Annotated in this window: 21 protein-coding genes; 9 read left to right on the top strand and 12 right to left on the bottom strand. The window is 53.3% G+C overall.

Annotation, left to right across the window (positions count from 1 at the left end; all coding sequences use genetic code 11):
* Positions 1-165: 165 nt before the first annotated feature.
* Together ACVKSX_RS10135 and ACVKSX_RS10140 are read right to left on the bottom strand one after the other, a co-directional pair.
* Positions 166-1,413 carry a sensor domain-containing diguanylate cyclase gene (locus ACVKSX_RS10135; RefSeq protein WP_010259132.1) on the bottom strand — a complete coding sequence of 416 codons (1,248 nt, stop codon included), beginning with the start codon at positions 1,411-1,413 and terminating at the stop codon, positions 166-168.
* A gap of 433 nt (positions 1,414-1,846) precedes the next feature.
* The gene (locus tag ACVKSX_RS10140; RefSeq protein ID WP_010670660.1) at positions 1,847-2,230 is read right to left on the bottom strand and encodes a nuclear transport factor 2 family protein; all 384 of its coding nucleotides are present in this window, start codon (positions 2,228-2,230) and stop codon (positions 1,847-1,849) included.
* A 233-nt stretch (positions 2,231-2,463) separates the two neighbouring features.
* Between ACVKSX_RS10140 and ACVKSX_RS10145 the strand changes: the two genes are divergently transcribed.
* From ACVKSX_RS10145 to ACVKSX_RS10165, 5 genes are all read left to right on the top strand, one after another.
* On the top strand, positions 2,464-3,105 hold the full coding sequence (locus ACVKSX_RS10145; protein WP_060678978.1) for a TetR/AcrR family transcriptional regulator: 642 nt from the start codon (positions 2,464-2,466) through the stop codon (positions 3,103-3,105).
* A gap of 60 nt (positions 3,106-3,165) precedes the next feature.
* A complete protein-coding gene (locus ACVKSX_RS10150) occupies positions 3,166-3,747 on the top strand; it encodes a TetR/AcrR family transcriptional regulator (protein WP_354438714.1) in 582 nt (193 codons plus the stop codon).
* A gap of 53 nt (positions 3,748-3,800) precedes the next feature.
* The gene (locus ACVKSX_RS10155) at positions 3,801-4,904 is read left to right on the top strand and encodes an alkene reductase (RefSeq protein ID WP_022624649.1); all 1,104 of its coding nucleotides are present in this window, start codon (positions 3,801-3,803) and stop codon (positions 4,902-4,904) included.
* 54 nt (positions 4,905-4,958) lie between these two features.
* Positions 4,959-5,702 carry an SDR family oxidoreductase gene (locus ACVKSX_RS10160; protein ID WP_163800039.1) on the top strand — a complete coding sequence of 248 codons (744 nt, stop codon included), beginning with the start codon at positions 4,959-4,961 and terminating at the stop codon, positions 5,700-5,702.
* A gap of 405 nt (positions 5,703-6,107) precedes the next feature.
* A complete protein-coding gene (locus tag ACVKSX_RS10165; protein WP_163800041.1) occupies positions 6,108-6,881 on the top strand; it encodes a COG4705 family protein in 774 nt (257 codons plus the stop codon).
* Positions 6,882-6,982: 101 nt separating this feature from the next.
* Here ACVKSX_RS10165 and ACVKSX_RS10170 read toward each other — a convergent pair whose 3' ends face one another.
* Positions 6,983-7,309, bottom strand: a complete 327-nt coding sequence (locus ACVKSX_RS10170; RefSeq protein WP_010670656.1) for a hypothetical protein — start codon at positions 7,307-7,309, stop codon at positions 6,983-6,985.
* A gap of 185 nt (positions 7,310-7,494) precedes the next feature.
* Positions 7,495-8,565: a LacI family DNA-binding transcriptional regulator gene (locus ACVKSX_RS10175; RefSeq protein WP_010670655.1), complete on the bottom strand. Its 1,071-nt coding sequence runs from the start codon at positions 8,563-8,565 to the stop codon at positions 7,495-7,497.
* 265 nt (positions 8,566-8,830) lie between these two features.
* On the opposite strand from ACVKSX_RS10175, the gene ACVKSX_RS10180 reads away from it, so the two are divergent.
* Positions 8,831-10,093 carry a maltoporin gene (locus tag ACVKSX_RS10180; protein WP_022624645.1) on the top strand — a complete coding sequence of 421 codons (1,263 nt, stop codon included), beginning with the start codon at positions 8,831-8,833 and terminating at the stop codon, positions 10,091-10,093.
* 83 nt (positions 10,094-10,176) lie between these two features.
* On the opposite strand, the gene ACVKSX_RS10185 is transcribed toward ACVKSX_RS10180, so the two are convergent.
* The 6 genes from ACVKSX_RS10185 to ACVKSX_RS10210 form a co-directional block, all read right to left on the bottom strand.
* Positions 10,177-10,500, bottom strand: a complete 324-nt coding sequence (locus tag ACVKSX_RS10185) for a glucose PTS transporter subunit EIIB (protein ID WP_010259145.1) — start codon at positions 10,498-10,500, stop codon at positions 10,177-10,179.
* A 543-nt stretch (positions 10,501-11,043) separates the two neighbouring features.
* Positions 11,044-13,119 carry a beta-galactosidase gene (locus tag ACVKSX_RS10190; protein ID WP_346526380.1) on the bottom strand — a complete coding sequence of 692 codons (2,076 nt, stop codon included), beginning with the start codon at positions 13,117-13,119 and terminating at the stop codon, positions 11,044-11,046.
* A gap of 41 nt (positions 13,120-13,160) precedes the next feature.
* The gene (locus ACVKSX_RS10195; protein WP_182500495.1) at positions 13,161-14,354 is read right to left on the bottom strand and encodes a glycoside hydrolase family 53 protein; all 1,194 of its coding nucleotides are present in this window, start codon (positions 14,352-14,354) and stop codon (positions 13,161-13,163) included.
* A 3-nt stretch (positions 14,355-14,357) separates the two neighbouring features.
* Positions 14,358-15,209 (bottom strand): sugar ABC transporter permease, encoded by an 852-nt coding sequence (locus tag ACVKSX_RS10200; RefSeq protein WP_033761003.1) that lies wholly within the window; start codon positions 15,207-15,209, stop codon positions 14,358-14,360.
* Between the two features lie 10 nt (positions 15,210-15,219).
* Positions 15,220-16,527 carry a carbohydrate ABC transporter permease gene (locus tag ACVKSX_RS10205; RefSeq protein WP_064690957.1) on the bottom strand — a complete coding sequence of 436 codons (1,308 nt, stop codon included), beginning with the start codon at positions 16,525-16,527 and terminating at the stop codon, positions 15,220-15,222.
* Between the two features lie 41 nt (positions 16,528-16,568).
* Complete coding sequence (locus ACVKSX_RS10210; RefSeq protein WP_064690690.1) at positions 16,569-17,789, bottom strand: extracellular solute-binding protein; 1,221 nt, start codon at positions 17,787-17,789, stop codon at positions 16,569-16,571.
* Positions 17,790-18,113: 324 nt separating this feature from the next.
* Between ACVKSX_RS10210 and ACVKSX_RS10215 the strand changes: the two genes are divergently transcribed.
* Positions 18,114-19,232: an ABC transporter ATP-binding protein gene (locus tag ACVKSX_RS10215; protein ID WP_010259154.1), complete on the top strand. Its 1,119-nt coding sequence runs from the start codon at positions 18,114-18,116 to the stop codon at positions 19,230-19,232.
* A gap of 244 nt (positions 19,233-19,476) precedes the next feature.
* Here the strand turns inward: ACVKSX_RS10215 and ACVKSX_RS10220 are convergent, their stop codons facing one another.
* The gene (locus ACVKSX_RS10220) at positions 19,477-20,076 is read right to left on the bottom strand and encodes a hypothetical protein (RefSeq protein WP_010259156.1); all 600 of its coding nucleotides are present in this window, start codon (positions 20,074-20,076) and stop codon (positions 19,477-19,479) included.
* A 30-nt stretch (positions 20,077-20,106) separates the two neighbouring features.
* Complete coding sequence (locus ACVKSX_RS10225; RefSeq protein WP_010259779.1) at positions 20,107-20,448, bottom strand: hypothetical protein; 342 nt, start codon at positions 20,446-20,448, stop codon at positions 20,107-20,109.
* Between the two features lie 400 nt (positions 20,449-20,848).
* On the opposite strand from ACVKSX_RS10225, the gene ACVKSX_RS10230 reads away from it, so the two are divergent.
* Together ACVKSX_RS10230 and ACVKSX_RS10235 are read left to right on the top strand one after the other, a co-directional pair.
* Entirely contained in the window at positions 20,849-21,286 is a 438-nt protein-coding gene (locus ACVKSX_RS10230; protein WP_089415198.1) for a DUF2628 domain-containing protein, read from the top strand.
* Positions 21,287-21,644: 358 nt separating this feature from the next.
* On the top strand, positions 21,645-23,522 hold the full coding sequence (locus ACVKSX_RS10235; RefSeq protein ID WP_010670647.1) for a M48 family metallopeptidase: 1,878 nt from the start codon (positions 21,645-21,647) through the stop codon (positions 23,520-23,522).
* Positions 23,523-23,650: the final 128 nt, after the last annotated feature.

A 23,650-nucleotide genomic window follows, 5' to 3' on the forward strand; every position in this document is an offset into this window, starting at 1 on the left:
CCTGAAACAGAAAATCTTTCTGCTGTGGCGCGCGGTTTCAGAATATTAGGCGGGTTAATCAGGCGTTCAGGAAATGTATCCTTGCGGGAACAGGCGGCAAAGCGTTAAACGTAAGATCCATTACCTTCAAATCCGGAAGGTCATACCAGCAATCATATGCATCGACTAAGGCTCTTCTGACTCAAAAAACTGATACGACCCATCACGTCGGGCTTTGGCCTGGTACATCGCTTTATCCGCGTTTTCGAATAATATTTTGGCCGATGCCGTCCCAAAGCGGGCAAGGCTGATACCGATAGCCGCGCCAATGCGCACATCCATATTATCAATGGCGAATGGCGCGTGCAGACTTTCAATAATACGCAGGGCAATGGCAGCGGCTGTATCGCGATTTCTGCACTTTGCCGCCACAACAAATTCATCTCCGCCCAGTCGCGCCAGTGAGTCGCCCGGACGCATACAGCGTTGCAGCCGTTCACTGACCTGCTGCAGCAAGGCATCCCCTGTCGCGTGGCCCATCAAATCGTTCACCGCTTTAAAGCCATTCAGATCGATAAACATCACCGTCGTGTAGGCCTCATCATCCACCTTCGCCAGCATGCGCCCGACCTGGTCGTTGATCCAGGTACGATTATGCAGCCCGGTCAGCGTGTCCAGCGTTGCCAGCTTCTCCAGATTGCGCATCCTCTCTTTGTCTCGCGTAATGTCGCGCGACACCAGAACTGCACCAATATTTTTGCCGGTAGAGGGATTGATGACGCCACAGGCTTTGGTGCCCAGAATGATATAGTGGCCGTCACGATGCAGCTTGCGCACCTCAACGACGTCCGGCAGTACTCCTCCGTTGAAGATGCAGGCCAGTGCTTCAGAAGCGGGGCCGCGGTCATCGGGATGCAGGAAATCCACCACCAGCTGACCGACAACTTCTTCGGCTGTCCAGCCAATCATTTCGCTATAAGAGGGCGAGATTGAAACGTACCGGCCATCCGCGTCGCAATGGGCAATCAGATCGGTGCTGTTTTCAATTAACAGACGATACTCTGCCGCCGTGCGCAGCGCATCTTCCAGCGCTTTACGCTGTCCGGTCACATCCAGAATGAAGCCGTTATACTGCAGACGGGACGTACCAGGCTGGCGATCCGGCAGGCCAGATACAATAACCCGACGCGTCTTGCCATCCAGACAATGGATCGGCACTTCAATATGAAAAGGCGTCAGGAAATCAAGCGCTGCGGTCAGTTGCAGCGCGATCTTTGCATCGTCGTCGGCCTGTGCCAGTCTCAGCCATGAACTCAGCGTCACACCCTTCAGTTCAGGCATCAGACCAGCAGGGCTTTCCTGACTGGCGACGCAGATACCCTGGGCATCTGTAGACCAGACAGCGGTAAAAGAGGGTTTGATCATTGTGTTCATGGCGGCCGACTCCGACGTAGCTGACGATATTAAACAGGCTCAATACTCGTCGCTACAGACCTGATTATAACCGTTAATGTCCGCCTGTAGCTGAAGGAGGATCCGGAGACAGGTTCACCATTGCGAGAATACCCGCCATTGACGGCGGCTGACGCTGCGCTTATCCGTCTGCAGCTGCTGAGGTGCCGCCCTGCCCGCACAAAAGTGAGCGAACCCGGGATTCAGTGTCAGAAGTATGAGCCAGTGTTTATCGGCCGATCGGGCCAGAATCTTTAATGATGCCACCTCTGCCAAAAGCGCTGGGGTATGATTATGTTGATTAATAGCAACCGGATAATCAGGCGTAAAATCACCTTACTGTTTTAGTCGTCTCAATACCTTTTTGCAGCCCGCAGCAAACGCAGGCTGCAACGGTCAGCTGACCAGACCTGGATCAGTCTGCCGTATGTGTGTGATAGATCTTGCTGACCACGGTCCAGCGATCGTTCACTTTCAGCAGGTTAAAAAAATCAGTGAAACGGAAACCAGAAATGTCGTCAGTGTCGATGCGGGCACTGGCGGCAGACCCAACAATATCTACACGCACGATAGCCGCTTTTGCTTCGGGTGAAGGACGGAATGCGGTGTCGATGGTGTCAAACAATCCCTGAATTGGACCGCCGCTGAGGTTGCCGTCACTGTCGAGACCAAAAATGGTCGCCCTGTCGCTGAAAGCGGGCTTCATGAGCTCACTTTTCGCCTGCTTTCCTCCCTCGTTATACTGATTCAGCACTGCCACGATGGCGTTATAGTCCTGTACATAGGTCGTGTTATTCATCTGTTTTCTCTCCGTTCTGATTAATAAGGTATCCCTTCAGACACCCCGCTTTTGGGTGATATTTTCTGACACAGACATGTACCGACTCAGCGCGACAGCAGCCTGCCGGGGGAGCGCAGGCGGGATAAAAGGCGAGCCACTGTGTCGATTTAATTCTGTAGTGAGCACTACGTAATAGTATTATTGTATAGTGATCACTATGTAATATGTCAAGAGAATGATTGAGGCCGTCTATGAAAATACCTGACCAGCCTGCTGCCACTGAAAAGCCGAAAGGCCGGCCACGAAGCTTTGACCGTGATAAAGCGTTGCTGAAGGCGCTGGATCTGTTCTGGCGCAAAGGTTTTGAGCCGGCATCGGTTGCCGAACTTTGCGCCGCCATGGAAATCAACCCACCCAGCCTCTATTCCGCCTTTGGCAACAAGGCAAAACTTTTTCTGGAGGCCGTGAACTACTACGAAACGAAGTACTGGAAAGCGACCTGGCTGCGGCTTGAGGAGACGCAGGATATTGGTGAAGCGATTGACGGTTTCTTTAGCGAAGCAGCCGATATTCTGCTCTCCCCTTCAGCGCCCTGCGGCTGCATGGTGGTGCTGGCAGCCATCAATGTTTCAGCAGAATCGACGGATGTTGTCAGGGCGGTTAGCGTTCTCAGGCAGGAAGGAAAAGATCTGTTTGAAAAAAGGCTGGTCAGAGCGGTTCAGGAGAAGCAACTGCCCGCAGATACCAACACCGTCGCGCTGGCTACCGTTCTGAATACGCTGCTGGAAGGCATGTCGATAGAGGCGAAAGACGGTGCGACGCTTCAGAGCCTGAAATTGATCGGCCAGCACGCCACCCGACTGCTTCACCCGCTCACAATCAGAAACAGATAGCATGAAACAGGTTAAAAGTTACTAGACGACCGGTCAGTTTTTAACTAGAGTGTGCACATTATGAAAAGAAACGTGACAGATATGCGGCAGCACATCATTGATGTGGCCAGGGCGATCATTACTCATAAGGGCTACAGCGCCGTCGGGATTTCCGAGATTGTAAAAGCGGCGGATATCCCAAAAGGCTCGTTCTATTACTACTTTCCGTCGAAGGAAGCGTTTGCAGAGGCGCTGCTGGAGCACTACTTCAGCAACTATTTGCTGGAAGTAGAGCATCAGCTAGGCGGAACAGGAACGGCGAGAGAGCGACTGCTGCGCTATTTTACCTTCTGGAAAACCACCCAGGGCGCAGACCTGCCTGAAAGTAAATGTCTCGTGGTCAAGCTGGGGGCGGAAGTCTGCGACCAGTACGATAACATGCGGCATGTGCTGGCAACGGGCACCCATGAAATTGTGCTCAAAATTGCCGCCTGCCTCCGGCTCGGTCAGGAAGATGGCTCCCTGCCCGCCGTAACGGATGCCACTGAACTGGCAGAAGAACTCTATCAGCTCTGGCTGGGGGCTTCCCTGATGGCGAAAATCCACGATCCTGACAAAGCGTTCAGTCAGGCAATGAACGCAACAACACGGCTACTTGGGTAGCCGGTTTTTTTTATCCATTTACTAGACGACCGGTCAACTATTAAGAGGTTTATATGACTGACAACAGTACCCGTACCGATTTATTCTCACCTGTTTCGATGGGCAGCCTTCAGCTGTCAAACCGCATTGTCATGGCACCGGTCACGCGTAGCCGTTACGGTGAAGAGGGTGTGCCTGATGAACTCCATGCTACCTACTATGCACAGCGTGCCGGGGCTGGCCTGATTATTTCTGAAGCCACCAACATCTCTCCGCAGGGACGCGGCTATGCCGCTACGCCGGGGATATGGAGCGAAGAGCAGGTGGCTGGATGGAAAAAAGTCACTGATGCGGTTCACGCTAAAGGCGGCAAAATCGTCTGCCAGTTATGGCACGTGGGCCGTTTTTCAAGCGTGGAACTGCAGCCTGAGGGCCAGCGTCCGGTTGCGCCATCTGCCATCAAAGCGGAGGGACAGACTTATACCGTAAACGGTTTTGTGCCGGTATCGACGCCGCGGGCGCTGGAAACAGAAGAAATCCCCGGCATAATTGAGCAATACAAACGTGCAGCTGAAAATGCCCTGCGTGCCGGTTTTGACGGCGTTGAGGTGCACTCCGCCAACAGTTACCTGCTCGATCAGTTCCTGCGTGATTCCACCAATCACCGTACTGACGCCTACGGTGGCTCTATTGAAAACCGCGCCCGCCTGACGCTGGAAGTGACAGAAGCCATCATCAACATCTGGGGCAATGACAAAGTCGGTATCCGCCTCTCTCCGGTCACGCCTGATGCCGGTAACACCCCGCCAGACAGCAATGTTATGGCGATGTACGGCTACCTCATTCAGCAACTTAACCGGTTCAACCTGGCTTATCTGCACTTCGTTGAAGGCGCGACGGCCACCTCTCGTGATGTGCCTGCCGATGTGGACATGGACGCGCTGAGCGCACAGTTCAACGGTCCGTTTATTGGCAATAACAACTATGACCTTGAGATGGCCATCAGCCGCCGCAACGCCGGAATTATTGATGCGGTTGCCTTTGGACGCCTGTTCATCTCCAACCCGGATCTGGTTAAGCGTCTGCGTTACGGTGCCGCGCTGACCATCGCGCCGAAAGAAGCCTATTACGGCGGTGGTGCAGAGGGTTATACCGACTGGCCGGAAGCCAGCTACTGATAACGGTTTATGGCGGGTGACTACCCGCCCCTTTCACCAGAAGGAGATTTAAAAATGAATTACCTGCAACAGAAAACAGCCATTATTACAGGTGCATCCTCCGGGATTGGTGCGGCTACCTCGCTTGAACTTGCGCGTCATGGCGTGAATATTGTGGCGGCAGCACTGGACCAGAACGGCCTTGATACGCTGGTACGCCAGATTGAAGCTGAAGGGGGACGCGCTGTCGGCCTGGTAACCGATGTTACGCGTCTGGAAGAAACCCAGGCGCTGGTGAAGTTCGCCAGTGACACCTTCGGCTCCATAGACATACTGATTAACAATGCGGGCCTGATGCTTTTCTCAAGCTGGAGTGACGTTGCCTGGGAAGAGTGGAACAAAATGGTCGACGTCAATATCAAAGGCTATCTGAACGCCATTGCCTCTGTGTTACCCGTTATGCTGAAGAAAAATGAGGGACAGATCCTGAATATGGCATCGGTTGCAGGTCATCAGGTGGATGCGGGTGCAGGGGTTTACAGTGCAACAAAATTCTTCGTCCATGCCATGACAGAATCGATGCGCAAAGACTTAGGAGTTAATAACGGGATACGCGTCAATACCATCAGCCCTGGCGTAATCAATACCGGCTGGGCCGATAAAGTCGGCGATCCTCAGGGCCGTAAAGTGGCTCAGGAACTCAATAAATTAGCCATCAGCCCACAGGATGTGGCTAATGCGGTGGTGTATGCACTTAATCAGCCGCAGAACGTTACCGTCAACGACCTGATCGTTTCTCCCACCAGACAAAACTGGTGATATCCGGATAAGAGCGTCGGGGTTGCTATGCCATCCACCCTGCCCCGATGCTGATTATCAGGGCAATACTGCCCCGGCATGGCTCGCACGCCCTGATGCTACTTTTTCTGCAATTTTTACCTGATTAAGCCGCCGGGCTATCACTCGTTGCATCGCCTGAAAATTAAGAAGAAAACAGAGTAACTCAGAATTAATTCTTATAGGTTAACAGGCAAAACAGCCCAAACACTGCACTCCGACAGGGCAAATATTACATTAAATCATAGGGTAAATGCCGGCTTAGCGAGTGACAAGCTGTGATCAAAATTCCTGTCATAGTTTTTTTAGCTTAACCTTTTCTTAAGATTAATCTTATAACCTCGTCTCTGTATTAGCCCATGTTGGGCTGTTCCGGAGTATCACCCTATGCAAAATAACAACACAGCTTCTCACTCTCTCAGTAAAGTTCCGGCCGTTACCGCGGCTTTCTGGTTAACCAAAATCGCTGCGACTACCCTGGGTGAAACCGGCGGCGATGCGGTGACCATGTCGATGAATCTCGGTTACCTGACCGGGACATTGATCTTCGCCATCATCTTTCTGGTCGCGGTGGTGGTGCAGATAAATCGCCACAGTCTCAACAAATGGATTTACTGGTTCACCGTGGTGGCCACAACCACCGTTGGCACGACGATGGCAGACTTTGCCGATCGCTCACTGGGCATAGGATATTTAGGGGGCACCGTGCTGCTGAGCACCCTGCTTATCCTCTCGCTTTTCCTGTGGAAAATCACCTGCGGTACGGTTGCGGTCAGTTCAGTGAGCAACGGCGTCACAGAGAGTTTTTACTGGGTCACTATTATGTTTTCACAAACCCTGGGCACGGCCTTAGGTGACTGGACGGCGGACACTGAAGGGCTGGGCTACGATGGCGGGATCCTGCTGTTTGTTGGCGCGCTGGCAATCATCTGGGCGGCCAGTCGCTTTACATCACTTTCGCGTACGGGGCTCTTCTGGGCGGCCTTTATCCTGACCCGACCACTGGGTGCCGTGGTCGGCGACTTTCTGGACAAACCCCTTGCCTCAGGCGGACTCGCGCTAAGCCGCTACGGTGCCTCGCTGACACTGGCGCTAATCATCATCGCTCTTCTGGTGATACTGCCCCAGCGCCCGGCAATCAAGACCGCCACGGCGAGTTAAAAAACGTTACTGGCAGATTTACAGATAACGCATCGACTTAAACGTAATCAGGGCCGCCAGCGATGGCGGCTTTTTTATTATCTGATGCGTAACAGGCTACATCAGACAGAGCGCTCAAATGAGACGATTTGACCATCGGGTGCAGCAGCGAGTACCGGCAGACTCTCTGCTGGCTCCTGCATTTTCACCCGAAACGCCGTGTTGCTGGCATCAAGGAAAACGGTTCTCAGATGACGGTTACAGATGAACCATATTTCATCGCGGTCATTTGAAAGAATGTAGTAAGCATCTGATGTTTCAGAGGGGTTAAAACAGCCCAGCGCGCGATAAGCCGTCTGCGGGGTAAAACCGCTGGAAAGCGGCAGTGGCCTGGGGCCATGCGCTAACTCTTCAATCCTGAGGTAAAGCCCCTGTTCAAGCCACAGCATAATGTCACTCCCTGAGAGTAGAGAAACCGGGCTGAACGTGTCGGCTGCATTACCGCGAAGCAGAATGCCCGTTCACTGACCGATTTAGTGATCGGATAATTTTTCCGACGTGCAGAATCGTTATCCTGATCTGAGCATAGCAGCGGCGCGTTCTTATGCTTTTTTTATCTGCTTGCGGTGTTCTGCTACTCAAGGCGACTGGCGAGCAGCCGCAGCTGCTCAGCAATCTGCTTCAGATCACGCTGCTGCTGACCGGCGATACCCGTCGAGCTGCGTACCACCAGTTTTGCCGGAAGGATAGAAGAGGAACGCTGCTCATCCTGCTCACTGGCTAACAACAGACGCGCAACGGCCTCTTTGCCCTGTAAATCAAGATCGAGCGACACCGTGGTCAGCGCCGGATGGAAGAAGGCACTTTCATAGGTGTCATCGTAGCCAATCACCGAAATCTGCCCCGGCACCGCTACACCGCGCTGATGCAGCGCGCTCAGCACTCCCAGTGCCATCTGATCATTTCCCACCAGCAGCGCGCTGAACTCCGGCGCTTCACGCAGCAGTTGCAGCACGCCGTTGTAACCACTTTGCGCATCCCAGTTACCGTGGCTGACGCTGACCGGCTTCAGACGATAGCTCTCCAGCGTATCCAGCCAGCTCTTTAACCGCAGATTGGCAGAAACCGACTCCTCTGGCCCGGCCAGCAGAGCAAATTCCCGATGCCCCTGCTCATAGAGATATTTGACACTGGCACGGGTACCGTCAGCCGGGTTAAACGAAACGTTAAACACCGCGCTGTAGGGATCAACATCAAGAAACAGGCACAGGATATCGTCGTTCTCCTGCACGATCTGCTCCGCATCACTGCTCTCCAGCGGGACGTTGATAATCACCTTATCCACGCGCTGCGACTTCAGCTCATTGATACAGTTCTGCAGACTTTGATTGACGTTCTCATCAATCATAGCGATCAGCACCTGATAGTCAGCGGCATTGGCATATCGTTTAACCGCAGCGGCCACCTGCGAAGGAGCATGCAACGCCAGCGATGTGGTCACCAGACCCAGCGTTGTGCTCTGCTTACCCACCAGCTGTTGCGCCAGTCTGTTTGGCACGTAGCGCAGGGTTTCAATAGAGTTCTCCACCTTGCGCCGCGTTGATTCTGAGACGTTTGCCGACTTATTCAAAACCCGCGAAACCGTCTGATAAGAGACGCCAGCATGGCGGGCGACATCCTCTAAGGTGGCATTTTTTGATTTCATAATTCGCATCCCTGATTACCGATGGCGGAATGGTATCACAGCAGCCGAATAAGCCAGGTTACCGCAGTCACATTGCGCAAATAAAAAGTAAAAGTCATACCTTCACATCACGAGATTTGGTGATCTGATTCACTAATCGTTACAAATACCGCCACTTTATTTGCACCACATCACACATTATCGCGATTTTGTTTGTCACTCATCTGACAAAAAGCGTTAACTGCCGCTGTCATGTGAACGTATTACAAATAAAATTGAGGATAACATGGAAACAAGGTTACGTACTGCTGCTGTGGCGCTTGCTGCGGCCCTGACCTCCCCGACGCTCTATGCTGCTATCGACAACATTGATTTCCATGGCTATCTGCGTGGTGGCGTTGGCGTATCGCAGGATGGCGGTATTGAAGAGTATCAAAAGAACAAGATTGGCCGTCTCGGCAATGAAGCCGACACCTACGGCGAGGTTGAGCTGGGCAGCGAAGTCTACAAAAAGGATGACGTCAGTTTTTACGTCGACACCATGGTCAGCATGTTCTCCGACGGTTCTAACGATAACGAAACCACCTTCGGTGACGATGCGCAGTTTGGTTTGCGTCAGCTTAATCTGCAGATCAAAGGGCTGGTGCCGGGTGACAAGAATGCGGTGATCTGGGGCGGTAAACGTTACTACCAGCGTCACGATTTGCACATCATTGATACCAAATACTGGAATATCTCCGGCTCCGGTGCGGGTATCGAAAATTACACTCTGGGCCCGGGCGCGATCTCCTTTGCCTGGATCCGTGGCGATGCCAATGACGTCGATTACCGGGTGGATGGCGATAACGACGTCAACATTAACTACCTTGATCTTAGGTATGCTGGCTGGAAACCGTGGAGCGGCGCCTGGACCGAGTTTGGTATTGATTACGCCATGCCGAACACCACTAAAAAGCAGGAAGAGTATGGCGGCCTGTATGATGCGGAAAACGGCGTTATGCTCACCAGTGAAATCAGTCAGGATATGTGGGGCGGCTATCAGAAACTGGTATTCCAGTACGCCAATAAAGGCCTGGCACAAAACATGATTTCACAGGGCGGTGGCTGGTATGACATGTGGAACGATACCCGCGATGCCACCGGCTACCGCGTAATCAATACCGGCCTGCTGCCAATCACCGACAAGTTCTCCCTGAATCAGGTCTTTACCTGGGGTTCAGCGGATGACGTCACCGCGCAGACCAGCAAAAGCACCCTGCTGTCGCTGGTGGGTCGTGGTCAGTATCAGTTCACACAGTATGTCCGCGGCATCGGCGAAGTGGGTAGTTTCTGGCAGAAAGATGAGAACAAAGTGGGCAGCGACTACAAACAGGCGGGTCAGAAATATACGCTGGCGCTGGGTCTTGCAGCCGGTCCCGAATTTATGTCACGCCCGGAACTGCGTCTGTTTGCCTCTTACCTGAATGACTCAGAAGACGGACACAGTTTCCAGGACAACACCAGTAACAACACCTGGAACTTCGGCGTACAGGTCGAAGCCTGGTGGTAACCAAGCAGTCTCCTCATTGTGATCATTGTTAAGCTCTTATGCAGGGGCTTATTTGGATAACCGGCGACGGTTATCCATTTTTTTTACTCCGGCTGAAGCGGCTTAAAGAATCGGGCTTCCAGCAACTGACGCAGCTGATCGGATTGCGTACCAAAGATGGCATGAACTTCCTGCCCCAGAATCACCACGCCAATCGCCCCCGCCTTCTGTAATCCTGCCGTATCTACCGCCCTCAGCGATGTCACTTTCACCCGCAGCCGGGTTAAACAGGCGTCCACCTGCTGAATATTTTCACGCCCGCCAAAGCACTCTACAAGACGCTCCAGCAGCGCACTGTCAATCTCAACCTCTTCCGCCGTCAGCGGCTGCCGACTGAAATATTGCTTAAACGATTTCAGACTCACCATGTTGTTCTCCTCCAGATAATAAAAAGGCGGGCTGATGCCCGCCACTCACGACTGATAAACGAAAACGAGGGGGACTGGCTTCAGGGCACTCACAGAAAATACACTCTTCCTGCCCTCAAACCCTATTCCTCCGCCACAAAGTCCGCAATTAAAGCCACGGCAGAACTTCACACACATAACTCCTATGCTCAAAGCTCAGCCTGCCAACAAATTTAACCAAACCTGCTCATTATCCACAGTTCCCGCACCCTCCTGCCACAGACAATGCCCAAACTCAAAGCGATGGGGGCATATGCCTGGAGCAAAGCATCACGGGCCAGGGATGGCCCGTGCTGAGCTGGCAGGGATGCCATCTTTTGCGTCTTTGCGGAAGGCATATGCCCCCTGAGCCAGTGCTCAGACTGCCAGCAAACTTAATCAAGCTGCTCCATATCAACAGTTCCGGCAACCTCCTGCCACAAACAACGCCCAGACTCTAAACGATGTGGGCATTTGCACCCTGAGCTAACCCTCACCCTGCCATCGAGCGGCATTCAACTAACTTTAAAGGCTTGTGCCTTCAGTTAGCGGCACACTCAGAACGCGACATCCCCACGGCGCCAGCAGCAGCGATCCCCCCACAACCGAGCCATCGATCAAATCGCTGAGCCCAGCAGGCAACGACAGCTGCTGCACCTGACAGGTAAAATTCTGCACAAAAAGAAACGCCTGTTCGCCATCAGTGCGCCGCTGAACAACCACGCCCGGTGGCAGATCAATCGCCAGCGCGCGCGGCAACGCCAGCTGCTTAATCAACGCACCATAAAAATCCCGCTGGAACGACAGATCATTACGCGACGCGATATACCAGGCTTTGCCCTGACCCACGCGATTCACCGTCACCGCCGGGGTACCGGCATAAAAATCGCTCTCATAGCTGGCCAGCGCCGTTGCCCCTTCCAGATGAATATGCTCGCAAAGCTCTCGCGCCTGATAAGGCCCGCTCAGACCCAGCTCATTGCCGCGCACCCCGCGTACGCCATTGAACTCCTCATCAGTCAGACTATCGATCTCTTCTGACCAGATGCCAAGCAACGGCCGCAACGGCCCCGGGAAGCCACCGGGATAACACAGATCGCTCTCATTCACGATGCCGCTCCAGTAGCTGGCAACGAAATGCCCGCCCCGCTCAAGATGCTGCTCCACCCGCGCCGCAAAACCCTCCCGCACCATATACAGCATCGGCGCAATCACCAGATCGTAACCACTGAGATCGCAGTCGCCGTTAATCACATCCACCGCCACGCCCTGCTCCCAGAAAGCACGATAGTGCTCGTTCACTGTGCGCTCATAATGCAGTCCGAGATTGCGCGGCCCCTGCGCATTATCCATCGCCCAGCGACTCTCCCAGTCGAAAATAATCGCCACCCGCGCCTCAACCCGGCTGCCCATCACCGGCGTCATCGCGGCCAGCATCCGGCCCAGCTCACTCACTTCACGACCGGTGCGCGTATCAAGATGACCCACATGATCGACTACTGCGCCATGAAACTTCTCGACCGAACCCCGGCTCTTGCGCCACTGAAAATATTGCACCGCGTCCGCACCATGGGCCACCGCCTGCAGTGACGACAGAATATGCATCCCCGGCTTCTTCAGCTTGCTGGTCGGCTGCCAGTTGGTGGCGCTCGGCGTCGACTCCATCAACACGAAAGGCTTGCCCTGCTTCAGGGTGCGCATCAAATCGTGGTACATCGCGGTATAACAGGCGAGCGTGGTCTCATCCTTCTCGTTATGCCACATCGGGTAGCTATCCCAGGAGATAAAATCGAGCACCGGTGCCAGCTTCCAGTAATCGTAGTCGTAGAAATATTCCATAAAATTGGTGGTCGCAGGCAGATCGGGATTGGCCTGCTTCAGCGGTTTAATCTCCTCACGACAGAAGTCAGTAACCTGATCGGTCATAAACCGCCGCCAGTCCAGATTCAGACCGTGAATCGACATCTCACCCTGTGGCGCTGGCGACACAATCTGTGACCAGTCGCTGTAGGTATGACTCCAGAAATCACTCCACCAGGCGAGATTCAGGTTCTCCAGCGTCTCATAACGGCGCTGCAACCAGCCGCGAAACGCCTGCTGACAGCGATCACAATGACATTCTCCGCCATACTCATTGGAAATATGCCAGCCGAGCACCGCCGGATGATGCGCATAGCGCGCCGCCAGCCGGCTGTTCATCGCCTGCACTTTCTGGCGATACACCGGCGAGGTCATGCAGTGGTTATGACGGCCACCATGCAGGGCCGGCACGCGATCGCGCCCCACACGCAGTACCTCCGGGTAAGCCTGCGACATCCAGGCTGGCCTGGCCCCACTTGGGGTAGCAAGAAACACAGAAATCCCCTGCAGCCAGAGCGTATCAATCACCTCATCCAGCCAGCCAAATTCATAGCGCCCCTCCTCCGGCTCCAGCTTCGCCCAGCTGAAAATACCCACCGACATAACGTTGCAGTTCGCCTGCTTCATCATCATGACGTCGTCATCAATAATGCCCGGCTGGTGCGCCCACTGTTCCGGATTGTAGTCAGCACCATGCAGCAGCCGGTTAACCCGGGCGCTGAGCGGGGGAAATTTATTCATACCTGTTCCTCAGAGGTAGACATCAGCATTTGCGCTAATGGTTAATGAAAAACCTGCAGCGAAGGCAGCGCCTTGCCGTGACAGTCAAACAGCGCCTGGTTTTCGCGGGCGTTACCCTGTTTCCATTCGTCGTGGATATATTTCATGCCAGCGGGCGTCGCCCAGGTATTGCCGGGCGCAGGGATCCACGCCGGTTCCCAGTAGACGACACCCTTGCCGCGATGGTCCGGCACCGCCAGCACCGCTTTAATCAGGTCATGCAGATAGGCCGCCTGGCCTGCTACGCTGCCGGGATAGCCGCCCGCCTGCTCCTCTTTGGCCTGGAAACTGTTCTCCGCGCTATCGCAGTTTTCCAGCGTGTAGCCGTAGGCTGCCTCCACCACCATCACGTCTTTGTCATAGCGCCGGGAGATATCATCCATGTTGGCTTTCAGGGCGCTGATGGGGCCGTTCCAGTAGGTGTACATCGACAGGCCAATCACATCGAATGGCACATCACGCTTAACGATCTCGTCGAACCACCAGCGGAACATGTCGTTCTTTGTGCCCTCAGCCAGGTGCAGCATGATCTTCACCTGATGCGGGTCGCTGAGGTTCTCGCGAACCCCGCTGATCCCGGCTTTCAGCAGACCGGCCAGCCGATCAAACTCACCGCCGTTCTGGCCCCAGCTTTTGCCTTCCGGCCAGAGCATGCCACCGTTAAGTTCATTGCCAATCTGCACGATATCCGGCATCACACCTTCCGCTTTGAAACGGGCGATGGTGTCGCGGGTGTAGTCATGAACCTGGGTTTCCAGCTGCGGAAAAGGCAGCGACTGCCAGGCTTTGGGCTTGAACTGCTTGCCTGGATCAGTCCAGAAATCGCTGTAGTGGATATCCAGCAGTAGCTTCAGGCCCGCCGCTTTAACGCGCTTCGCCAGCGCCAGCGTGGTCGCCAGATCGTTGCCGCCACCACCGTAGGTCTGACCGCTGCCGTCGCGGGGATCCACCCACAACCGCAGCCGTATGGTGTTGATGCCGCTGGCTTTCAGGATGGCGATGGCATCCTGCTGCTGGTTATCTGCGTTGTAGAATTTCGCACCCTGCTTCTCCAGTTCGGCCAGCGATGAGATATCCGCACCTTTGATAAAATCGGCTGGCCACGGCCCGGCAGAGCCGATGACAGGCTGATCGGCGGCGAGCAGCGGTGTCGCCCAGGCCAGCGCCAGGGCGAGAATCAATGTTTTTGGCGTCATGATTTATCCTTTAGTACTGCCTGAGGCCAGGCCAGAAACGAAGTATTTCTGCAGGGCCAGATAGAACACCGCCACCGGCACGGCTATCAGCACGGCACCGGCGGCATAGGTGGTGTAACTGGCGCCCATTTTTTGCGACACCAGGTTATAGAGGCCAATCGGCAGCGTGAACTGCTCTGGCGTTCGCAGAATGGTGCTGGAGAGGATGAAATCACCCAGCGGGCCGGTGAAGGAGAACAGCGCCACTACCGCCAGGATCGGCTTCGACAGCGGCATAATGATCTCAACAAAGATGCGGAAGTTGCCCGCACCGTCCATGCGCGCCGACTCATCCAGATCTTTGGGAATCGAGTCGAGATACCCCTTCATCAGCCAGGTGTTCATCGGGATCATCCCGCCAACGTAGATCAGCACCAGCGCCAGATGGCTGTTGATCAACCCCAGCAGCTGCGACAGCACGAAAATCGCGATCAGCGCCGAAAACTGCGGGATCATCTGTAACAACAGAAACAGCATTAGTCCGTTCTGCCGCCCCTTGAACCGAAAACGGGAAAAAGCGTAGGCGGTACAGCTGACGCTGATCAACGTCAGCACCATGGTCAGGAAACTGATTTTCATCGAATTCCAGTACCACGTCAGGTAAGGCACCGTGCCATTGAACAGGTCGCGGTAGTGCTGCAGCGACGCATTCTCCGGAATGATCGAACTGCTGAGCAGGCTGTTACCTGCATTCAGTGATGCTCCTACTGTCCAGACCAGCGGATAGATAATGATGGTCGAGACGGCCAGCACCACCAGCCAGGTCAGCGACAGGCGTATCCACCTTTCGCGTTTAATACTGCCGGACTTCGCCATAACTGCTTCCTTACGCCATCTCATCTTGTTTAAACGACCGGGTCGCGCGGAACTGCCACAGCGCCAGACCTACCACGAAAATCGACAGCAAAATGGTGATAGTGGCGGCGATAGCATATTGCGACGACGACATGGTGAGCTTGTAGATCCACGACACCAGGATATCGGTTCCTCCGGCATTCGACCCCGCCACCGCCGGACCGCCGTTGTTAAACAGATAGATGATGTTGAAATTATTAAAGTTGAAGGTGTATTGCGTGATGATGATCGGCGCAATGGCGTAGAGCACCAGCGGCAGCGTGATGGTTTTCAGCCGCGTCCAGGCGCTGGCACCGTCCATGATCGCCGCCTCATAGAGATCGTCAGGGATTGCCTGCAGGACGCCGGTAGTCATCGCAAACACAAACGGGAAACCGAGCCAGGTCTGCATCATAATCAGCGCGGTTTTGGTCCAGAACGGATCGGTCATCCACGCTTTAGGTGCAATGCCAAAGAAGTCGAGAATAGCGTTGTTGATCACCCCAAAGCTGTCGTTGAACATTCCGGCGAAGACCAGAATGGTGACGAAGCCCGGCACCGCCCACGGCAGGATAAAGATGGTGCGGATCAGCGGCTTAAAGCGCAGGTCCTTCTGATTGACCAGAATCGCCAGCATGACGCCCACGGTGCACTGCAGCGTGGTAGCGAGCAGTGTCCAGACCACCGTCCATTGCAGCACGTCAAAGAAGGTGGAGCGCCAGATCGACAGGGTAAAAATGTTGATGAAGTTTTTGAACCCCACCCAGTCCACCAGCTTCGCCGGTGGCGTGTGATAGAGGTTGTAGTTGGTGAAGGCGATGGCGAAACCGAACAGAATCGGAAACACCACTACAAACACCAGCAGAATAAAGCCTGGTGAAATCATCAGATAGGGGAAGCCATCGCGCAGCAGTAACTGATACTGCTGGCGCACGCTGTTCAGCTGCTGACCCTTGTCGCGCCTGACGCCATTGATCCAGGCGTCGCGCATTGACACTCCCCAGACCGCCACGCCGAAGGCGGCAATCAGTACGCTGATAATGCCCTCTGCCAGCAGAAAAATGGAGTTATCACGCGGCACCGATTCGCCCAGCGTATAGACCCCCCAGAATCCCTCACGCAGAAAATCGTGGAAGACGCCGGTAAAACTGCTGAGCAAAATCAGAAAACAGAGCCCTTTAGCCCACTGGCGGTGGTAAAACTGGCCGAAGCCAGGCAGCAGTGCCAACAGCGCACCGGTGGTCGCATGACGACGCGGACGCTTAGCCGTCACCAGATTTTCATCGGAAGATATAGCCACACCCTGATCCTTATCCTGTACGGTTATCCCGTGAACCTGCATTACTGGTTGCTGGCCTGCATCGCTTCAATCTGCATGGTGATCTGCTTCACTGCATTATCCAGTGCCGCTTTTGGCTCCTGCTTGCCGGATACGCTCAGCTCAAGGGCAGCATTGGCTGGCCCCCATACTTCCTGCATTTCCGGCACGCCTGGCATCGCTGACGCACGCGCCGCCTGCACCGCGACCGCGTTAGCCTTCTCATCATCTTTGATAATCGGATCGTTCATCAGCGCGGTGACCGGTGGGATCTCCTGGGTTTTCTGATAACGCTCTTTCACGTACTGCGGCTGGTTGATGAAGGTGAGGAACTTCTGCGCCAGCGGCTGATCTTTGCTCCAGGTAGAGACCACGTAGCCTTTTACGCCCAGGAAGGAACTCATCGGCTTACCGTTAGGCAACAGCGGCAGCGGTGCAACGCCATAGTTGATTCCGGCAGCCTGATAAGGCTGGAATGCCCACGGCCCATTGATCACCGCCGCCGCTTTTTTCTCGGTAAACAGCGAGTCGATGGCGTTGAGACCGTTGTCGCCCATGATGCCGCCTGGCAGCAATCCTTCACTGAAGAAGCGCTTGAGATAAGTCACCGCTTCCACGCTGCCTGGGGTGTTCAGACCAATATCCTGAGTGTTAATGGCGCCTTTGGCGTCTTTGCCAAAGATGTAAGAGCCCATCGGAGCCATCACGCCCCAGCTGTAATAAATCTGGTCAAACTTAGCGAGCAGGCCATACTGCTTCGCCTCACGCTGCTTCTGGGAGAAGGCACGGTATTCCTCCAGCGTTTTCAGCGGCGACGGCAGCAGATCTTTGTTGTAGATCAGCACCAGCGTTTCCACCGCTTTGGGTACGCCGTAGACCACACTGTTCTGTGTGAAAGCCGCCATTGCTGAGGGGGTGTAAGCGCTCTGCTCTGCCGCATCTATTTTCAGCGGTGCCAGTAATCCCTGTACGACCGCGCTGCCGAGCTGGTCATTAGGGATCACCAGGACATCCGGGCCAATACCCGCCGGGCCATCAAGACGCAGCTTCTCAATCTGCTGTGCAAACGGCATCTCCTGAACTTTTACTTCAACGCCGAACTGTTTCTGAAAATCGGCGATCGCCGTTTTGATGCCGTCTGATTTTTTAATGTCTTCCCAGACGGTAAGTTGCTGAGCGGCCCAGGCGGATTGATTAAGCATCAATGCGGAAAGAAGTAGCGTAACGCTGATTTTGATTTTCATTACTGGCCTCATGTGAAGGTATGACATTTTAAGCTGTCATTTGCTGATATTTTTTTTCAGGCACATGCTGAACAAGGAATTATTGAGCATATGAAGTGTGAATAACGTATCGCATTTGAGCCATACGCTACGCGGAATGCGTACCGCGCTCCAGCCCGTTCGCATCAATGTGTGATCGCTATTACAGAAATCAAAATCAGCGGTAGGGCGCACTCTGGCGGAACGATATAGTCAGCGCAGGCACCATCAGGGCTGACGTGTAAAAAGACAAACTGTTATACGTCATACATTTCAGCCGCCAAATCCCTTGCCATGAGGATCAGCATGTCCAGCATCAGATTGAGAAACGTCACCAAACGCTTTGGTAAAACAGAAACGCTGAAAAATATCGCGCTTGATATTGAGGCCGGTGAGTTTGCGGTCTTCGTCGGTCCGTCAGGCTGCGGTAAATCCACACTGCTGCGGCTGATCGCCGGGCTGGAAGAGATCAGTGACGGTGAGATTTTGATTGGTGATGAGATCATGAATGATGTCGCACCCTCGCACCGCGGAGTGGCAATGGTGTTTCAGTCTTATGCGCTTTACCCGCATATGACGGTGGCGGAAAATATCGGTTACGGACTGAAGGTGAACGGCGTGCCGAAAGCGCAGATTCAGCATCAGGTAGAGATGGTGGCGAAGACGCTACAGCTTGCGCATCTGCTGGATCGTAAACCAAAGCAGCTTTCCGGCGGTCAGCGTCAGCGTGTCGCCATTGGTCGCGCAATCGTGCGAAATCCCCGGGTGTTTATGTTTGATGAGCCCTTATCGAACCTGGATGCGGAGCTGCGTGTCGATATGAGGCTGCACATTGCGAAGCTGCACCAGGAGCTGAAAACCACCATGGTCTATGTGACGCACGATCAGACGGAAGCGATGACGCTGGCCGATAAGATTGTGGTCATGAACTACGGCAAGGTTGAACAGGTGGGTTCACCGATGGCGCTCTATTACAACCCGATTAACCGCTTTGTCGCCGGTTTTATCGGCTCACCTAAGATGAACTTCCTGCCTGCGCGCGTGGAGCAGTGCGGCCCTGCTGGCCTGGTCGCCCTGATCAATGACGGCGAGCATCGGCTGCAGCTCCCCTCGCCCATCCGCCAGTTGCAGCCTGGTGATGAGATCACGCTGGGTATCCGGCCGGAGCAGTTGCAGATCAACGGCGATGCGCCACTGAATATCAATTTCCACTGCGAAGTGGTTGAGCGACTTGGCAACAACACCTATCTGTTTGGTCAGAGCCACGGCCACGACGGCTTCAAGATGCTGCTGCCCGGCGATGTGCATTTCCGTCCTTATCAGACGCTGCGCCCCACCTTCCATCCGCACCACTGCATGGTGTTTGATGCTGAAGGTGCTCGTATCAGCGCGGATATAGCGATGCCGCAGGTTCGCGCAGCCTGAAGTAGATGTTTGCAGAGCGTTAACGAGAGGCCGGAGACGGCCTTTTCTGTTTTCAGGTCTGGCATAACGCCTGAAGAAAGAGGTCAGGAAAGGGGTTTGCGGGCAAGCCGTGATGACGCGCAGACGCGTCAGCCTGAGCATTGTTCAGACAAGGCATTGCAGGTGAGTTCTGAGTAAACTCATGAACCCCACCGGCAACCCCTTATCCGGGTCGATCAGCTAACCGGGCTTATCGACTGAGGCCTTACTTACCGAGGATATTGTTTACTGCTTTCAGGTGGCCAGCCTTGTCTTTGTGGTTTGAAATCACCTGAATAACGGTGAATTTCTTGTTGGCGACCGCCAGCAGCGTCGCCTGTTGCACATCGTTGCCACCCATTTTGTCGGTGGCTTCAATATGATAGACCGGCAAACCGTTGGTATTTTCAGTTTTCTCACTGATCACCGTATAAGAAGGTGAAGCCTGCTTCTGCTTGTCTTTGATAGACTTCCCGCCTTCAAGAAAATCAGCGTCACTGCCACCGCGCGCAATCAATGGGATCTCTTCTTCGCCAATGATCAATACGCGTTTTTCCTGCTTGTTCACATACATGGTGCCTGGTCCGCCGCCCGGCACAGGCTGCTTTTCATAGCCCTGCAGTTTGAACGTCTGTTTGCCATCCAGCAAAGAGATCGTCTGAGTCTGCGTGTTTGCAGCTGGTGCTGTCTCAGCGGCTGATGCCATCAGAGAAGTAGCCCCGATGGCAGTTGCCAGGCAGATCGCACCCATAATGTTTAATGATTTTCTTAATTTCACCATGAACTCCTTCGTATTGATGATATTTCCATTTCGCTGATACAGCATCAGTATGGCCTGTATCAGTGATGTGAAGTGTTATCGGGTCAGGTCGTAAATACAGATCCCTGAGCCGAGCAGAAACAGAATAATCGGCCAGTAGAGAACGGGAATAAAAAAGAAGTTGTGGGTTTTTTCGGGGGCCATCATTGGCTGGCTTTTCGTTGCTTGTGCAAGGGAGTCCAGCCATTTTTCCTGCCGAAGCACCCAGACAAAGGCCGCACAAAAAAGGGCAGAAACGATCAGCGTAGCCCCTGTCGCCCATAGATGGGCGACAAAGAAACCGTCGTAGTAATAAATATCTAACAGCCATTTACACAGGAGGTAGGCGGCAGAAATTAATACTGCGACGAAAAAACCCACTCCGCTCCATGCGATCATCTTTATATCCTTCTAAGGTGTGAGGAACGAGGAATATTTTTTTGAAAATTAACATATTTTTATCATTGTGGCGATATTTTCTTTGGTGCTAATATCAATTACATCCACCACAGGAGATGTCCGGCCTGTGCAAGTTTCACATTACTGATTCTGATGGATTTATTTTCAAATATTGTTGTTTAACCTGAATTCGGCACCCGTGCAGATAATAGCGCACCCAGTGTGTAGCATGGCTATTTGTACCGTACCGATATTATTTTGGTGCGAATTAACGCGGCTTCCCTGTTTTTAAAATTCGTATGCGCTGTTCTGGCGGTCGATGAGCACCATTCATGCGGCTGTCACCCGTCTGTAACAGTGTCGGTCTCTGTAGTTTTCTGCGCAGGATATTGAGGCAACCATGAATCAACCTATTGAAAATCATAATAAAGTAAACGCAACTAAAGAGTACAGTGCGAAATGGCAGACCCGCTTTGATTTTTTCGACCTTCATGGTGCTCCCAGTACACCAGGCTTCAGACAGGCATTGAAACAACTGCCTTTCAGGCAAAAATTAAAAGTGAACATGAATTTAATTGCCTTCCTTTTCGGCCCGATTTATCTGTTCGTACTCGGCCTGTGGAAGAAGAACATCATGCTGATTTTAATTATGGTAGTTGTTTATACTATTTTGATCATCGCCTTAGCGATAGCGGGCATGGAATTTCCACGGTATCTTCAGATTGGCCTGGGCTATGGCTTTAATGCCCTGTACGGCATGAGCACCAATTACAGTTATTACCTGAAAGAGAAAAAAGGCGATAACGGCTGGAATCCCTTCAAAGGGATGCGCTGGTAATTTTTTCGCACCGCTCTGATGGTAAAATATAGGATTATGGTGTATCGGATGCAGACAGATGGCGGGGATTAGCCCTCGGTCAGGAGATCGGACAGAATAAGTGATGAGCACTAACTCAAATTAGTGCTGTCGTGGCAGAACCACCGGAAGCCGCCAGAAAAATAACCTGACGGAAAAGGAAAAAATCGCCGAAAATATCCGTCTATACCTTTTCAAAACGGGTTCAGGCTGGCTTATAATCGCTCTGCAATAATTATAATATCGTGAAGCTCGCATAAATGTTTCCGCACCGTTTAACCGGGGCCAGGATATTCTTTTCGGAATTTCCTGATAGCAGCAGCTTCTCCCTTTCATAGACATGCAGGATGTTATTATTTTGAATACATTAACGGAATTGAAAAAGGGTTATCTAAAGGTATTTTTCTGGCTGCTGTTCACACTGTTTCTCGTCCCTGTCATTACCCTGTTTTTTGCTGAATATGGCAACAAACAACTTGATCAGCAATACACGCAGTTCTTCATGGACGATGCGCGGGAACAACATCAGGATACGGACAAACTACAGGCGTTTCTGCAGCAGAACCCGCCTTCCAGTGTCTGCGGCCCGGTAGATGAAAATCTGCAGGATTACAAAAACGCCGTCTGCGAACCGCACTCCGAACTGTGGCAGTTCTACATGATGGATAAAGTGGCATTCTGGACACTGATCGGCAGCGGCGCTGTCCTGCTGATGGTGTTACTGTTCAGTGCGCTGGCCTTTAAAAGCCGCCAGGGACAGGTTATCAGTCTGGCGCTGGCCCGCAAGTTCCTGATGCTGGCCTGTTCGCTGGAAGTCATGGTGCAGGGCGGCATGCTGGTATGGCTCTCATTCTGGGGCACCGCCTTCTTCACGCAAACCTACTATCCCAAACTGGTGATGGCAGTAGGACTGCTGGTGCTGGCCGGTATGTATTACATGATTAAAGGCATCTTCAAAAAACTCCCACCGGAAGAGAGTATTGAAGGCGAAGTCGTGACCCGCGAAGCGGCACCGGCACTCTGGTCACAGATTGATATGCTGGCCGCCAGAGTGGGCACCACGCCACCCGATCATATTGTTGCGGGTATCGACACCAACTTCTATGTGACTGAAGCTCCGCTGAACGTGAATGGGAATCCGCTCACCGGCCGTAAGCTCTATGTCAGTATTCCGCTCCTGCGTCAGCTCACCGTTGCGCAGGCTGATGGCGTGATGGTCCATGAGCTGACCCACCTGCATGAAGGCGACACCGCCTCCGGCGCATTACTGGGACCGAAACTGCATCGGTTTGATCTCTATATGCAGCTGATGGGTCAGAATGTGGCCACGCTGATCGTCTTCTATCCGCTCTATCTTTATCGCATGCTTTTTGAACTGGCGTGGCAGCGTAACAGCCGTGAACGTGAGTTTGTCGCGGATCGCAATGCATCAACGCTGGTCTCCCCTGCCGCGATTATCGAATCACTGATCAAAGTATCTGCGTATGCCAGCTACCGGAATGAAGTTGAACGAAACTTCTTTAATAATCAGACGCTGCACGAAAATGAACTGGGGATCAGTAAAGCTATTGCTGCCGGTCTGCCAGAACATGTCGCCTCTCCGGACTTTATCAGCGTCATCCGTGAGCAGAATGTGCCGCACCCGTTTGATTCACACCCGCCGCTGGCGGAAAGGATGCGCAACGTAGGGTATGAGATTAACGAAGCTGACTATGCAGCGATCGCCGCCGATTTCCCGGCCCAGAGCTGGGTCGATCTAATGCCGGTTGCCAACGAGATTGAACAGCAGTTGTGGCAGAAATATGAGCGCGACTTCTCTTCTGTGCATGAAGAGAGCCTGGCCTGGCGCTATCAGCCTGACGGTGAAATGGAAACCGCGCTGGTGCTGAAGCATTTCCCCAATGTTCCTTATACCCTGAAAGATGGCTCGCAGATCGTCATCACCTGGCAGGGCATCGTGTCGCCGAAAACCGGCGAAGTGCTGGAGTGGGATAACGTTAAAAACATCAACGTCATTCGTAGCTTCGGCCGGGATAAGCTCTACGTGCAACATGTGCAGCCAAACTCGCAGGGAAAAAAACGCAGTGAGATCCCTCTGCCGGGCCTGAAAAAGGAGATTGAAGCCTTTAAAAACACCCTCGGCTATTACTGGCATCGTCATCAGACAGTCAGGGCGTTGCTGAAAGAAGAAACGGCGGCAGCGACGCAAAGCGCATAACCCGTTTGTCATCGGCTCCCTCCTCGCAGCTGAAAAGGGAGCCAATGCGAACATTTATTTTCAATCTCTATTTCTGACCACATAAATAAAGGAACGATTGTGTTTAAAAGAGCAAGCAGGGCCATGAT

The sequence above is a fragment of the Pantoea sp. PvP021 genome (assembly GCF_054056055.1).

Bases quoted from the DNA above. Each gene is read 5' to 3' on its own strand.
- ACVKSX_RS10135 (WP_010259132.1), bottom strand. From the start codon at position 1,413: ATGAACACAATGATCAAACCCTCTTTTACCGCTGTCTGGTCTACAGAT.
- ACVKSX_RS10140 (WP_010670660.1), bottom strand. From the start codon at position 2,230: ATGAATAACACGACCTATGTACAGGACTATAACGCCATCGTGGCAGTG.
- ACVKSX_RS10145 (WP_060678978.1), top strand. From the start codon at position 2,464: ATGAAAATACCTGACCAGCCTGCTGCCACTGAAAAGCCGAAAGGCCGG.
- ACVKSX_RS10150 (WP_354438714.1), top strand. From the start codon at position 3,166: ATGAAAAGAAACGTGACAGATATGCGGCAGCACATCATTGATGTGGCC.
- ACVKSX_RS10155 (WP_022624649.1), top strand. From the start codon at position 3,801: ATGACTGACAACAGTACCCGTACCGATTTATTCTCACCTGTTTCGATG.
- ACVKSX_RS10160 (WP_163800039.1), top strand. From the start codon at position 4,959: ATGAATTACCTGCAACAGAAAACAGCCATTATTACAGGTGCATCCTCC.
- ACVKSX_RS10165 (WP_163800041.1), top strand. From the start codon at position 6,108: ATGCAAAATAACAACACAGCTTCTCACTCTCTCAGTAAAGTTCCGGCC.
- ACVKSX_RS10170 (WP_010670656.1), bottom strand. From the start codon at position 7,309: ATGCTGTGGCTTGAACAGGGGCTTTACCTCAGGATTGAAGAGTTAGCG.
- ACVKSX_RS10175 (WP_010670655.1), bottom strand. From the start codon at position 8,565: ATGAAATCAAAAAATGCCACCTTAGAGGATGTCGCCCGCCATGCTGGC.
- ACVKSX_RS10180 (WP_022624645.1), top strand. From the start codon at position 8,831: ATGGAAACAAGGTTACGTACTGCTGCTGTGGCGCTTGCTGCGGCCCTG.
- ACVKSX_RS10185 (WP_010259145.1), bottom strand. From the start codon at position 10,500: ATGGTGAGTCTGAAATCGTTTAAGCAATATTTCAGTCGGCAGCCGCTG.
- ACVKSX_RS10190 (WP_346526380.1), bottom strand. From the start codon at position 13,119: ATGAATAAATTTCCCCCGCTCAGCGCCCGGGTTAACCGGCTGCTGCAT.
- ACVKSX_RS10195 (WP_182500495.1), bottom strand. From the start codon at position 14,354: ATGACGCCAAAAACATTGATTCTCGCCCTGGCGCTGGCCTGGGCGACA.
- ACVKSX_RS10200 (WP_033761003.1), bottom strand. From the start codon at position 15,209: ATGGCGAAGTCCGGCAGTATTAAACGCGAAAGGTGGATACGCCTGTCG.
- ACVKSX_RS10210 (WP_064690690.1), bottom strand. From the start codon at position 17,789: ATGAAAATCAAAATCAGCGTTACGCTACTTCTTTCCGCATTGATGCTT.
- ACVKSX_RS10215 (WP_010259154.1), top strand. From the start codon at position 18,114: ATGTCCAGCATCAGATTGAGAAACGTCACCAAACGCTTTGGTAAAACA.
- ACVKSX_RS10220 (WP_010259156.1), bottom strand. From the start codon at position 20,076: ATGCTGTATCAGCGAAATGGAAATATCATCAATACGAAGGAGTTCATG.
- ACVKSX_RS10225 (WP_010259779.1), bottom strand. From the start codon at position 20,448: ATGATCGCATGGAGCGGAGTGGGTTTTTTCGTCGCAGTATTAATTTCT.
- ACVKSX_RS10230 (WP_089415198.1), top strand. From the start codon at position 20,849: ATGAATCAACCTATTGAAAATCATAATAAAGTAAACGCAACTAAAGAG.
- ACVKSX_RS10235 (WP_010670647.1), top strand. From the start codon at position 21,645: ATGCAGGATGTTATTATTTTGAATACATTAACGGAATTGAAAAAGGGT.